The organism is Rosistilla ulvae (genome assembly GCF_007741475.1).
Lineage (GTDB): Bacteria > Planctomycetota > Planctomycetia > Pirellulales > Pirellulaceae > Rosistilla > Rosistilla ulvae.
In genome coordinates, this window is record NZ_CP036261.1 from 4,362,226 (window position 1) to 4,374,978 (window position 12,753).

Genomic DNA, 12,753 nt, shown 5'->3' on the forward strand with positions numbered 1-12,753 from the left:
CAGCGGTGCCTGTCGTTGAGCCGTCGTCTGTGAGCACACACACACAGCCAGCAATCCGCTGCAACGTATAATCAAGGCCACTCGCGGCAACGACATCTACCTGAGTTCAAGAAGAGGAAGCATTGAGAATGCAAAAAACATTGGGTTCGGCAGTATCGATCGACCGACGCAGACACACCACCGTCGGCGGGCTCGACAACGGAGTGAAGCCTGTTTTGGGCAAGCGTGAAAATCGGAAAGATCCAGCAATGGTTTCTCACTCGAATTTGTCGTACGTCGCTTTCATCGTGATCGCATTGTCGACGGGCACTGATGTGGCTGGCCAAACAGCCGCGATCTTCGATCGTGTTAACACACATGAGTTTCAGCCGCTTAATGAAGATGGATCGTTTACAAATGATCGTGTCTTAGCGAAGAATGGCGTTAGCGACCTCGCGAACGATGATTGGAAGGTCCGCCTGTTGGCAATCCGTGACTTGACACGTTCGCTGCCCAAACAACTGGATGCCGTCGTAGCGGGGCTGGAGCACAACGATCCGCACGTACGGCAAATTGCGGCAGCAGCATTAGGAATCGCGCGTCAAAAGGAGGCTGCCAGTGCGTTACAAAATGTTTTGGAGGCCGACCCAATGGCACTTGTTCGTTCGCAGGCGGCGATGTCGCTAGGCCAATTGGAGTCGGTGGAGTCGCTTGAATTGTTACGCCAGGTTTTTGAACGAGACAAATCGCGTGACGTTCGACACCAATCCGAACTAGCGATTGACCAGATCGAGAAGCGGCTGGGGGCGACAGAGATGCAACTTGCCGCCTTCCGAGCATTGGACGAGGCTTCGTTTAAACAAGTTCAAGTCGGCCAGCCTGCTCCGGATTTCACATTAAGTGACAGCGAGGGAAATCCGTGGCAACTGAGTCGTGCTGGCAACGGAAAATGGACAGTGCTGATTTGGATCTTCGCCGATTGGTGTCCCGTTTGTCACGGAGAGTTTAAAGAATTGATGTCGATGAAAAAGGAGTTTGATGAAGCCAATGCTGTGGTTGCAACGATCGAGTGTCACGATCTCTATCGCTGTCGATTGATGGTTGGAAAGGAAAAAGATGCAGACTACTGGTTTTCGAAAGCTTCGTTTCAGCAGAAATATCTGCGATCCGTCTGGTGGCCCCACTTAAGCGATCTGGCTGGTGGGGTAGGTGCTCAGTACGGCGTCGACCCGATGTCATTTGCCGTGCACGCCGAGTATGTAAACAGACCGTCCACAATCATCATCGATCCGGAAGGACGCGTGCGTCTCACCTACTACGGGACATTCTGGGGCGATCGTCCGTCACTGCATGAAACACTAGAGATGATCAAGTCAGAAGAATTTAGCTTTGAGCATCCCCGACGTCTCAAGTAGGGCGTTTTCGTACGGGTTCGATGTTTCCAACCGACGCACGCAACTCGGGTCAACCACACGTTCGATGAATAAGAGTGTCCAATACGACCGATCGTTTCCCAAAAGTTGCCGCCAGTTCGGTACCGCGGCTGCCAACGGAACAAATATTTGAGGTCGATCGTGCCATGATCGAGGACTATGGGATTGAGTTGCTGCAAATGATGGAACACGCAGGCCGCGGTTTGGCCCGACAAGCTTCCACTCGATTCTTGGACGATTCGCTTCACGGCAAGAATGTGATTGTTCTCGCAGGCAAAGGCGGTAATGGCGTTGGTGCATTGGTTGCCGCGCGGCGACTCCACTGTTGGGGAGCGAACGATTCCGTATCCTTCCCCTTATCCCGCAAGATTCGTTTACCCGTCGTTTAGACGTGCGAGGCGAAACCCTGTTTCTTTGACCTAACGCAGCGTTTGAAGGAACACGTAAAACTTCGGTTAAAGTTCCTCTGAGGGAGGCTCGGCGCCTCGCGTACTACTGTCGCAGCGGCTCCTTCTATCCCGTGGCATCGTCGACACGTCAGTCGGGAAACGGGGACGCATTGGTGAGTTGGGTGATCGCATCGCGAGTTCGAGTTACTAGAGGGTGATCGGAGTATTCTCCGTCGATTGTATCGAGATCAGCCTTCGCGTTTGCGATGGCGTCTTTCGCCCTTCCAGGATTTCCCCACTGTCGGTACAGCGTTGCTTGGCTTCGGTACAGCATCGCACGCCAACAACGATGTCGAACGCTGTCAGGCCATGTTTGAATGAGCCAGGTTTGCAACCGAATCGCCTCGCTGAGCATCGCGTCCGCCTCATCGAACTGATCTTGGCTTCTCGCGATTGCGAAAATCTTGTGCCGCAGGTGAACTTCAGATGCCTGGAACAAAGCGTTGTTGGGATTTATGGTTCGCAGCTTGCCAAGTTCGTCTAACGCTTCGCGCAGTCGCTGCGAGACTTCGTGCGTTCGAGCTGGCGAGCGGAGTCCGCGAACGTTTACGTCGGCCAGCGTTGCGACCAATTCGAACCGCACGTTGGTATCGTCCGGCGTTGCGTACAGCTGGTCGCGTAAGATCGAAACGGCTTCGCGAAAATCACGACGTTTCCCGTTCCCGGCGTAGCGGAACTCGTCAAGAGTTTCGGAGGAACCGCGTGCGGAGTTGGGGGAATCGAAAGTCTTGACGACTTCCGCTACGGGCCGGGTGGAGCGGGATCTGGCGAGTAGGCTTCTTGCGTGCAGGATATTGATTGTTGCAGATTGCTGCTGCGAGTCTTTTAAGCTCTGCAAAATCTCGATCGCGCGACTGATGTGCGAGAGATCGGCCGCTCTTTGTTCGACGGTAAGCGATTCGCCACGGCGGTGTTGTGGCGGTCGATTTCCCAAACTCAGATGTGCCCGAGCGAGTTCGATCCGGCCCGCGATGTTGGAACCGTCCAGTATCGATGCGGCTTCGATAGCTGATTCGTAGCACGCGTTTGCCAGCTCACGGCGGAACTCGCCAGCGTGCATCTCGCCGAGGTCGTTGTTCAACCTAGCGAGTCTCAAGTACAAATCATCGTGGGGAATCGCAGGGTAGCGGAAGTCGTCAAGACTTTCGTCCGTCGGGCTCGCGGGTTGTGGTTGACGAATGTCTTGTTGGTTTGAGGTGCGAGTGGAGGATTGTCGAAAGTCTTGACGACTTCCACTACGACGGTCGGGTGTTTGACGAAAGTCTAGACGACTTCCGCTACGGTTGAGCAGGGAGACACTGGCATTTAGCGTTTCGATGCTGTCGGGCGTTCGACCCAATGCGTGTTGAATACGCGCAAGCTGGATGCTGGCGTCCACCATTTGCAGAATGATGTCGGGGCGAGTCGGCGATTGCCGCGACAGTCGTTCATAGATGGGTTGCAGGCGTTCCAAAATCTTCGCTGAAACGGGCGAGGGTTCGAGTCCGACGTTTGGGAGCGAGTCGTCATCGAACGAATCGTCGATAGCGATACTGGACGAAGCTGGCGTTCCGGACACCACGTCGACAATTCCATCGAGCGATTGTAGCGCAAGGTCGACGGTTTGCTCCGATGTTTTCAAAGCGATGACGGAGCGTTGGTTCGCCGCTGATGTGATTGCGTAAGCAATCGTCGAGACGATCGTCGCTGCCAATAGTGCGACCGCAGCGACTGTGATCGCGGCCGCCAGCTTCGGATTGCGTCCCGCCCAGCGAACAAGGCGGCCCGCAACGGAGATCTTGCGAGCATGAATCGGTTGATCCGAGAGGAATCGCCCGAGATCGTCGCGCAAATCGGCTGCCGACTGATACCTCAGATCGGGATCGACTTGGATCGCCTTGGAGACAATCGTGGCAAGATCGATTGGAACGTCGGAGCGAATCGCTTGGATCGACTGCAGGCGAGGATTGGTGATGGAACCGATCAGATGTTCGGCGTCGCTCTCCTCAAACGCCGGTCGTCCAGCGAGCAATTCGTACAGCGTTAGACCGATCGCGTAGACATCGCCTCGCTGGTCGGAAATTCCTGCGAATCGTTCGGGAGCCATGTAGCGCAGGCTGCCGCTGACGCTGCGTGAGTTTGTGAGATCGGTTCCGACGTTCTTTGCCAATCCAAAATCGGTGACTTGCGCCGTACCATCTGCTTCGATCAGGATGTTGGCGGGTTTGATGTCGCGGTGGAGCACACCGCTGGCGTGCGAATAGGCGATCGCATCTGCTACCTGCTGACCGATGCGGGCTGCGTCGGTACAAGACGTCGTACGACCGTTCGCGATCACCGTGTCGAGCGACTCACCATCGATCAATTGCATGACTAGATAGTGCGAACCGTCGGACTCACCGGTTCCATAAATCGGCACGATGTTGGTGTGATGCATCGCGGCGGCGGTTGTCGCTTCGGTGCGAAACCTCGCGAGTGCCTCGTCGTCCAGCAGGCTTTGCTTCGGCAGCACTTTGATGGCAACGGTACGGTCGAGCGATTGTTGATGGGCTTCAAAGACAATTCCCATTCCGCCGCGACCGATTTCGCGAACGATACGAAAGTCGCCGAGTTGCGAAAGGACGCGGCCCGCAAGAGTTGCACTTCCGTCTTCGGCGACCTGTTCACCGATCTTTATCCGTTCAATCGAGGCAACGAGCGGAAACATTCGGCGAATCGAATCGCTTAACTCAGGATGTCGATGCGCGTATTCCTCCACCGTCGGTCGATCACCTTCGCGATAACGGGCGATAAAGTCGCTCGCGAGGACATCGACGATTTCCAAAACGTCGTCGGTCGTGTCGGATATTTCCATTCAGCGAGTCGCAATGAAGCGTTGCATATCAGTTCTCTAGTACGGTGATCGGAATATCAATCGTAGCGGAAGTCGTCAAGACTTTCGTGGGTGTTACATTTACCGTAGCGGAAGTCGTCAAGACTTTCGCGGCGGATCGTCAAACTCCGAAACTCTTGACGAGTTCCGCTACGAAGATTCTGGTTGACGTCGAAACTCTTGACGAGTTCCGCTACCTGGAGGGACGCAAATCTAACGAAACTCTTGATGAGTTCCGCTACGCAAATATTACCTACCTTCTCCGGCCGCCGGGGAAATGAGTTCGACCATTGACCATGCCGGCCGTTGGATCCTGTTCGAGCCAGATGGTGAATTCTTGCTCAACCGCTTTGCACCAGCCCTCTTTCTTGTTGCAGGCGAAGTACTGAATCTCCACCTTGATCGGTTTGCCGGCTTCCCAGTTCTGCACGTCGAGCAAGAACTCGCGCGGTTCGGTGTCCGATTCCACGTTCAGCTTTTTTGCTTCGGCCATCGCTGGTGTCACCGTTACGCCACCGGCGGTGACGCGATATCGCGGCGGTGAAGCCAGGTTGTTCCATTCAGCTCCCAGCACCGGATCCTGACGAAAGCCGAGGTACAGTTTTCCGGTGCCGGTCTTCAACAGTTGTTGATCGGCTTCGGGACGCAGCTTGGCGTAGCGGCTGGATTTGGCAAAGTTTGAAGAAAGCAGATCTTTGACGTTCAATGCTTCTCCACCGGCGGCGACTTTCAAAGGGACGGCGATTCCGTCGACCGACTTGCGTTCGACCAGCATGTCCGCAGGGGACGTTTTGTGCCGTCCAAACTGTGGCAGATTCAGATCCGCGACCGTTGTGATTTTTGGGGAAGGACCGACCAGTTTTTCCAACGACTCTCGCAGGCTAGAACCTCGTCCCCACGAATCGCGATGGACAATCTTGCCGTCGCGATCGAAGACGAACTGTGAGTTTGGCGTCATTCCGAAATGCTGTTTCATCTCGTTGTCCATCGTGTCGGTCAGCCACGGGATCGATGTCTGCAGCAACTCTTTTGCGTGCTCAACCTGAGCGAACCGTTCCTGAATCGATGTCGGCTGAACGAAGCCCCAGTTCTCAGGATGGGTTAGCGATTGATACAAGAAGTAGAACTGCACTCCTTTGTCAGCGTAATCTGCGGCGACCGCTTCGATCTCCGGATACGAATTGCGGTACTCGGGACAAGTCAAACAACCGCCCACGATCACTGTGTACTCTGCGTCGAAGATGCTGTTAGCAGCGACCAGTTCGCGATCCGTATTATACAGCTGTAGAGATTCCGGCAGCGTCGAGCCTACCGTAAACTTCTCTTGGAATTCCGTATCGCGGGGGCGAACTTTGTCGCGAGGTCGGCCGCCACCGCGAGCTGCCTGCCCGCCACCGCCGCGTTGTCGCGACTCTCGCTGTCCTTGCATTCCGGTCTCTCCTCTGCCTTCGCGAGCTCGAGCTTGGGTTGGAGCATTTTTTACAGGCTGCCCACCTTCGGGATTGAGTTGGTTGCGACGAAATTGAGCCGCCAGTACGACCAGCTCCTTTTCGTCGAGTGATCCGCTCTTGTCTGCGTCGGCGATTGCAAAAGCTTCGAGCATGTGGTCGGGCAATTCGTCCAGTGCGATCGAGCCGTCATTGTTTGCGTCGAGCGTCATGATCTGCGCGACGAACGCAGCATCTGCTTGTCCCGGATCGCCACCGCGCCCGCCGCCTCCACCGGGAGGCCCTCCATTTCCGGGACGGCCGCCGCCTCCCGGACCACGCACGCCAGCTTGACCTCGTCCAACTCCCATTGCGTCACCGCGTCCTCCCCCGCCGCCTCGAGGTCTGCCCGCGGCTCCCCGCTGGCCCATTGCCGCAGGTCCACCGGGACCTCCGGCGGGGCGAAATTCATCGCCGCCGATCTTCCCGTCCTTGTTTCGATCCAGCTTCAACAGTGAAGCCGCCGCATCCCTAATTTCCGCTTTCGATAGCTCTCCATCTCTGTTGGTATCGAAGATCGCAACCCATGGGGGCTGCTGACCGCCCTGTTGGCCCCCCATTCCGGCGCCACCCTGCCCTCGACCGGCTCGCTCCCTTCCCGGTGGCTGAGCGCTTGCCAGCGAATCGCTCAGCAGGAACGCGAAACAAAACAGCGGAACAATTAATCGAAAACGTCGCATTGAGCTGGCTCACTATCTGGGGTTTCGGAATGACCTACGGAACTAAACCCCGCCGCCGCGACAGATCTACTGACAATTGAAAAGTTTTTCCGCCCGCCCCCGCGTAGCGGAAGTCGTCAAGACTTTCGTTGGCCACAGTAAAACCTGACAATAAAGAGAGTGGTCGAAACTCTTGACGAGTTCCGCTACGAGAGCGCTTCCAGGACGACGCGGAGGCGTTCCAACGCTCGCATGTAGCGGATGCTTGCCGCCTTCGGCTTGATGTTCAATTCAATCGCCACTTCCTGATTTGTTAGCTCTTCAAAATGCCGCAGCGCCAGAACTTCACGGTCGATGTCGTTCATGTTTGCGAGCGCTCGCCGCACTTCGTCGATCAGTTCCCCGCGAACCGCAGCTTGGCTGGGCGAGGTCATGTGGGCGATGAAACGCTGCGAAAGGCAAAGCGATGTGTTGCCCCACACGTTGTTGCCGGCTGGGGCGGCCTCTCGCGAAGCGTTTCGCGATTCGGTTCCCAGATGCGTGCGATGGATTTTGCTGAGCGTCTGGCCGGTTACTAGTCGCAGCCACAGGAACAGCGACGGGAAGTCGCCGTCGATGTAGTGGCGAAGTCGCTTCTCTGCCTCGAGAAAGACTTCTTGCACCACGTCATCGGGATCGACGCGGCCACGAATTTTGTCGCGGAGGCGAAAGTGGACGATCTGCCAAATTCGCGGCCGATGCAGAGTGAACAACTCGCCAAACGCGGCGGTGTCGCCATGTTTGAGTCGTTCTTCGAGGTCGTCGGCCATAAATTTTTTCAGATAGCCAGTAGATCGTTCGGAGAACGCGGGTTTATGAGTTCAGGAATCAGCAGTTGAGGCGGAAGCCGTTGAGACTTCCGAACATGATTCCTGGATTGAACCACGAAACTCTCGACGAGTTCCGCGACGCCACGCCCATTCTACCAGCGAACAACGACAATGAAACCAATCCTATCGCTCCTTACGCTCCGCACATCCGCTCTTCTTATGCTGCCTGCGTTGGCCGGACTGTTGGAATGCAGCACCGCATCGGCGCAGCGCGATCAGGCTGACGCAACGCCGCCGCAAAAGAACGTCGTGATCCTGTTAGCCGATGATCTGGGATGGGGCGACGTCGGTTTTCATGGAGGAGTTGCCGAGACGCCCAACATCGATCGACTGGCAAGCGAAGGGCTGGAGTTGGACCGCTTCTACGCCTACCCAGCCTGCAGTCCAGCTCGGGCCGCGATGCTGACCGGGCGTTTTCCGCATCGTTACGGAATTACCGGACCGGTTCGTCCCCGGGACGAGGGGCTGCCGATGAGCGAACGATTACTGGTAGCCGACTTCCAGGACGCCGGTTACCAAACCGCATTGGTTGGGAAGTGGCACTTGAGCCGCTCGACAGACGTGGCGCACAACCCCGCTCGTCGCGGCTTCGACCACTTCTACGGTTTCCTGGATGCTTCGATCGACTACTACAAACACACAAACGGACGAGGCCAGATCGACTGGCAGCGAAATGGCCAGGCGGTCGAAGAAGAGGGCTACGCCACCGACCTGCTGACTCGTGAAGCGATCCGGATCATCGAAACCCGCCGTAGCGGAAGTCGTCAAGACTTTCGTCCCAGCAACCGGACTGGAAACCGTCAAGACGCTCGACAAGGAACGGAGTCGACCGAAACTCTTGACGAGTTCCGCTACGGGGGAAAGCCGTTGTGTATGGTGGTTGCCTACAACGCTCCGCACAGTCCATTTCAAGCTCCCGAGCACCTGATTGCCAAGTACCGCGGTCGACTCGATGAACGCAGTGCGACATATGCCGCGATGATCGAATCGATGGATCAAGGAATCGGGAAGATCATGACCGCCATCGAGAGGCAGGGGATGCGCGACGATACGATCATCGTATTTGCATCGGACAACGGCGCGGCGCGGATGGGAACCAACGCTCCGCTGCGTGGACAGAAGCGGCAGGTTTATGACGGAGCGATTCGCGTTCCCTGCATCATTCATGCACCCGGCATCGTGAAGCCAGGGACCGTGTCAGATCAGATGATCGCAATCCATGATCTCCTGCCAACCTTGGCCGGCGCCGTCGGTGTCCAACTCGGCACCGGTAGCGGAAGTCGTCAAGACTTTCGGCGGTCCGATAAAACCGGAACTCTTGACGAGTTCCGCGACAAGCCGCTCGACGGCGAAAACCTGTGGCCCAATCTTGTCAGCGGGCGATCCAAACCACGCCAAATCGTGATCGCCGAAGAAGACTTCGCGATCTTTCAAGACAGCTGGAAACTGATCCAATCCGCTGCGGGAGTGGAGCTTTACGACATCGTCGCCGATCCTAGCGAACAGCAGAACCTCGCTCAACGCCACAGCAAAATCGTTGCCGACTTGTTAGGCGAGCTGACGGAGTTCAAACAACAAGTCGCCGCCGACCAACCTGCAACCCCCGTCGTAGCGGAAGTCGTCAAGAGTTTCGACACACCATCGAAACTCTCCACGAGTTCCGCTACGGAGAGGAGTGTCGTCGAAGGATCGTCGCTGGCTGGTGTGCAGCTTCAAGGCGATGCGGACTTTGGAATCTTGGGAAACCGCCTGACGGAATCGAACGGTAAAGGAATTCGGTTGATGTCGGCGGTCGATCTCAACGGCGACAAGCAGTTGGCCGGTGAAGCTTCCATCGTCAGCAACGATATCAAGCCGGCAGACCGCTGGTACCGCTTCGACATTCTCGGCATGGCTCAAGACGGTTTTGCTGTCGACAAAGACAACTTGTATTTGAAGGTCGAGTTTTTCCAGAAGGGACGCAATGGTTCGTTGGACTTTATCAAGACGCGGGTTTACCCGCAGGTTGTCCAAGAGCGAAAAGACTTTAAAGATGAAGGGACCAATGCGAGCCTTGGGCTGGGAACGTGGCGCACCTACGCGATGGATTTCCGGACTCCCTTCGCTGAGATCGATTCGGTCAAGTTGAGCGTCGGATTCACCGATGGAACCGGCAAAGGGAAGCAGTCCGAGTTCTGGGTAAACTCGGTCAACCTGCAACCGATTCCAGTACCCGCCGAGTACGAAGCGCCAGCCAACGCTGAACGACAATTCCCGCAGCCCGATCCGAATTCGCTTGTGGCACTTGGCGGACGCTGGTACTTCGATTCGCAAGGCGGAGCGAAGCGACTTCCCAAGCAGTTCGATTACACCAATGCCGATCAGTTGCTTTACAAATCGGATCGCTTTGAGGCTCCGTTTGCGGGGAACATGTCGTCGTGGCTGCGAGCCGGCTATAAAGATTTTGAAGGCAACATCGTCGAGAAGGACGAGCCCAAGCCCTACGCCGTTGTCATTTCGGTGACGAAAGATCACATCGTGATGCGAAGTCGCAATCTGCCAAACCATCCGACCGCGACCTTCCCCGACAAGTGGCGCATGCTGGACGGGAATCCCTCCTACATCCAAGAGAAGGCGAACACTTGGTACTTGCCTAAGGAACCGAAGATGGCGTCCGATCCGATCGCGATGGACGACAAGAACGCCAACGGGGCTTTGCCAATGGGCCCCATCGGCGTCGCCACGAATGGAGTGATCTTCTTCAATCCGTTTGACCACATTTTCGAGACCGATGCGGTTTGGCGATTGGATCGTTGCTGTGGCCACCCAAGTCCACAGAGTGCGTATCACTATCACAAGTATCCAGTTTGTGTGAAGACGCCGTGGAGCGACGAAGGCAAGATGCACTCATCGGTGATTGGATTTGCGTTCGACGGCCTGCCTGTCTACGGACCTTATGAAGCCGATGGTTTGTTGGCGAAAGACAATCGACAAAACCCACTCAACGATTTCAACTTGCACGAAGACGCAATCCGCGGCCCACACTATCACGTGACGCCTGGGAAATTCCCCCACATCATCGGCGGTTATTGGGGCGAGCTCGATCCAATGAACGGTCGAGGCCGCCGAGCCAGGTAAATCCGCCCCTTCGTAGCGGAACTCGTCAAGAGTTTCGTTGCCACGGCCCCTTCGTAGCGGAACTCGTCGAGAGTTTCGTTGCGTTCGAAAGTCTTGACGACTTCCGCTACGAGGCCGTTTGCAAGATCGCATCGCTTGTTGGCGTCTCGCGCTCACAGAGCCCGCCGTTTGACTGGGCAACGAGGGCCGCACGCTTGCCCAGATTCATTTGCGGCAGAGGCCGCTATGTCTTTTGGCATCGGGATTGCTCTACCTTCTCCACCTTTCGGGTCTGCATCGCGGTCCGACGTCCACATTCCAGGGAGCAAGAAGATGAGCCGAGAATTCCAAAAGAATCAGTCCGTCCAGTGGAACTTCGGTTCCGGTGTGGGCAAGGGGAAGATCAAAGACGCGTTTGAAAGCAAGGTCACGCGAACCATCAAGGGGAGCGAAGTGACGCGAAATGCAACGGATGAGGAACCGGCTTATCTGATCCAACAGAACGATGGCGACGAGGTGCTGAAGAGACAAAGCGAGTTAACGCAGGCTTAGTTTTGCGGTTCTATCCGTCTGTCGATTTGCGTGAGTTTCATGCTGTTTGGGACTTGTGGCGAAAACGATCACGGCGATCACTGACTTGGAATGTTGGATGGATGTACGAGACAAACTGCAGGTTTTGGCCGACGCTGCGAAGTACGACGCTTCGTGCGCCAGTAGCGGTGCGAAGACCACACGACCGGGCAGCACGATTGGCAGTACCGAGGGGATGGGGATTTGCCACAGCTACACGCCCGATGGACGCTGTGTCTCGCTGCTGAAAATCCTGCTGACCAACTACTGCATCTATGACTGCCAGTACTGCGTCAATCGCATCTCCAGCGACACCCCGCGGGCTCGGTTCACTGTCGACGAAGTTGTCTCGCTGACGATGGAGTTCTACAAACGCAACTACATCGAAGGACTGTTCCTCAGCTCGGGAATCATTCAAACTTCCGACTACACGATGGAGCAATTGATCGCTGTCGCCAAGAAATTGCGGACGGAACAACGTTACGGCGGCTACATCCATTTGAAGACGATCCCCAACGCGTCGCAGTCGCTGATCGAGGAAGCGGGCTTGTGGGCCGATCGCTTGAGCGTCAACATCGAACTGCCGACCGAAGGAGATCTCTACAAGTTGGCTCCCGAGAAAAAGAAGCCTCAAATTGAAGGTGCGATGGCGGGCATTCGCGACAAGATCGACGAGACAAAGCAGGAGCAAAAAGCCGGATTCAAGCCGCCGCGATTCACGCCCGCCGGCCAAAGCACACAGATGATCGTCGGTGCGACCGACGCGCCCGATGTCGAAGTGCTCAAGACGGCTTCGCAACTCTACAGCGTGCAGAACCTACGACGAGTCTATTATTCGGCCTACAGTCCCATACCGCATGCCGACGCGAGACTTCCCGGCCAGTCGCCTCCGTTGGTTCGCGAGCATCGCCTCTACCAAGCCGATTGGCTGATCCGTTTCTATGGTTTCGACGCTAGCGAAATCGTAGCCGAGGCGGACCAGAATCTTTCGCTAGACATCGATCCGAAACTCGCCTGGGCACTGGCAAACCGGCACTACTTTCCAGTCGACGTGAACAAGGCCAGCCGCGAAGAGCTGCTGCGAGTTCCAGGGATTGGTGCGAGGAACGTCAAACGCATCTTGAACATCCGTCGCTTTCAGTCGCTCGCCAGCGGCGACATGAAGAAGTTGCGAGTCGCCTGGAATCGCGCCAAGTTCTTCGTCTTGACCGCGAATCACAACCCCGCGTTATTGAATCTGGACAAGCTGGATCTGCGTTCCAAGGCGGAACCAAAAACGAAGCAGTTGATGCTGTTCGACGCCGCCAGTTCGGCGCTCTCCGGAGAAGTCTAGGCTCAGTGCGGCCGCATTCCATCGGCC

Annotated in this window: 9 protein-coding genes; 5 read left to right on the plus strand and 4 right to left on the minus strand. The window is 56.2% G+C overall.

All coding sequences use genetic code 11. The annotated features are described in order from the left end of the window. Positions 1-128 precede the first annotated feature (128 nt). Complete coding sequence (locus EC9_RS15385; RefSeq protein ID WP_145346617.1) at positions 129-1,394, plus strand: redoxin domain-containing protein; 1,266 nt, start codon at positions 129-131, stop codon at positions 1,392-1,394. A gap of 200 nt (positions 1,395-1,594) precedes the next feature. Then, positions 1,595-1,801 (plus strand): NAD(P)H-hydrate epimerase, encoded by a 207-nt coding sequence (locus tag EC9_RS27335; RefSeq protein WP_391556728.1) that lies wholly within the window; start codon positions 1,595-1,597, stop codon positions 1,799-1,801. 148 nt (positions 1,802-1,949) lie between these two features. On the opposite strand, the gene EC9_RS15395 is transcribed toward EC9_RS27335, so the two are convergent. From EC9_RS15395 to EC9_RS15405, 4 genes are all read right to left on the minus strand, one after another. After that, a complete protein-coding gene (locus EC9_RS15395) occupies positions 1,950-4,694 on the minus strand; it encodes a serine/threonine-protein kinase (RefSeq protein ID WP_145346618.1) in 2,745 nt (914 codons plus the stop codon). Between the two features lie 271 nt (positions 4,695-4,965). Next, positions 4,966-6,372 (minus strand): hypothetical protein, encoded by a 1,407-nt coding sequence (locus EC9_RS15400; RefSeq protein ID WP_218934167.1) that lies wholly within the window; start codon positions 6,370-6,372, stop codon positions 4,966-4,968. Next, positions 6,369-6,611, minus strand: coding sequence for a hypothetical protein (locus EC9_RS26565; protein WP_218934168.1), 243 nt, complete (start codon positions 6,609-6,611; stop codon positions 6,369-6,371). Before EC9_RS26565 ends, EC9_RS15400 begins: the two co-directional genes overlap by 4 nt. A gap of 453 nt (positions 6,612-7,064) precedes the next feature. Continuing rightward, the gene (locus EC9_RS15405) at positions 7,065-7,667 is read right to left on the minus strand and encodes a sigma-70 family RNA polymerase sigma factor (RefSeq protein WP_145346620.1); all 603 of its coding nucleotides are present in this window, start codon (positions 7,665-7,667) and stop codon (positions 7,065-7,067) included. A gap of 171 nt (positions 7,668-7,838) precedes the next feature. On the opposite strand from EC9_RS15405, the gene EC9_RS15410 reads away from it, so the two are divergent. The 3 genes from EC9_RS15410 (at position 7,839) to EC9_RS15420 (ending at position 12,726) form a co-directional block, all read left to right on the plus strand. Continuing rightward, on the plus strand, positions 7,839-10,844 hold the full coding sequence (locus EC9_RS15410) for a sulfatase-like hydrolase/transferase (protein WP_145346621.1): 3,006 nt from the start codon (positions 7,839-7,841) through the stop codon (positions 10,842-10,844). A 312-nt stretch (positions 10,845-11,156) separates the two neighbouring features. Next, the gene (locus EC9_RS15415) at positions 11,157-11,375 is read left to right on the plus strand and encodes a hypervirulence associated TUDOR domain-containing protein (RefSeq protein WP_145346622.1); all 219 of its coding nucleotides are present in this window, start codon (positions 11,157-11,159) and stop codon (positions 11,373-11,375) included. Between the two features lie 97 nt (positions 11,376-11,472). Then, positions 11,473-12,726 carry a putative DNA modification/repair radical SAM protein gene (locus EC9_RS15420; RefSeq protein ID WP_145346623.1) on the plus strand — a complete coding sequence of 418 codons (1,254 nt, stop codon included), beginning with the start codon at positions 11,473-11,475 and terminating at the stop codon, positions 12,724-12,726. Positions 12,727-12,753: the final 27 nt, after the last annotated feature.

Bases quoted from the DNA above. Each gene is read 5' to 3' on its own strand.
- EC9_RS15385 (WP_145346617.1), top strand. From the start codon at position 129: ATGCAAAAAACATTGGGTTCGGCAGTATCGATCGACCGACGCAGACAC.
- EC9_RS15405 (WP_145346620.1), bottom strand. From the start codon at position 7,667: ATGGCCGACGACCTCGAAGAACGACTCAAACATGGCGACACCGCCGCG.
- EC9_RS27335 (WP_391556728.1), top strand. From the start codon at position 1,595: ATGGAACACGCAGGCCGCGGTTTGGCCCGACAAGCTTCCACTCGATTC.
- EC9_RS15420 (WP_145346623.1), top strand. From the start codon at position 11,473: ATGGATGTACGAGACAAACTGCAGGTTTTGGCCGACGCTGCGAAGTAC.
- EC9_RS15395 (WP_145346618.1), bottom strand. From the start codon at position 4,694: ATGGAAATATCCGACACGACCGACGACGTTTTGGAAATCGTCGATGTC.
- EC9_RS15415 (WP_145346622.1), top strand. From the start codon at position 11,157: ATGAGCCGAGAATTCCAAAAGAATCAGTCCGTCCAGTGGAACTTCGGT.
- EC9_RS15410 (WP_145346621.1), top strand. From the start codon at position 7,839: ATGAAACCAATCCTATCGCTCCTTACGCTCCGCACATCCGCTCTTCTT.
- EC9_RS15400 (WP_218934167.1), bottom strand. From the start codon at position 6,372: ATGACGCTCGACGCAAACAATGACGGCTCGATCGCACTGGACGAATTG.
- EC9_RS26565 (WP_218934168.1), bottom strand. From the start codon at position 6,611: ATGAATTTCGCCCCGCCGGAGGTCCCGGTGGACCTGCGGCAATGGGCC.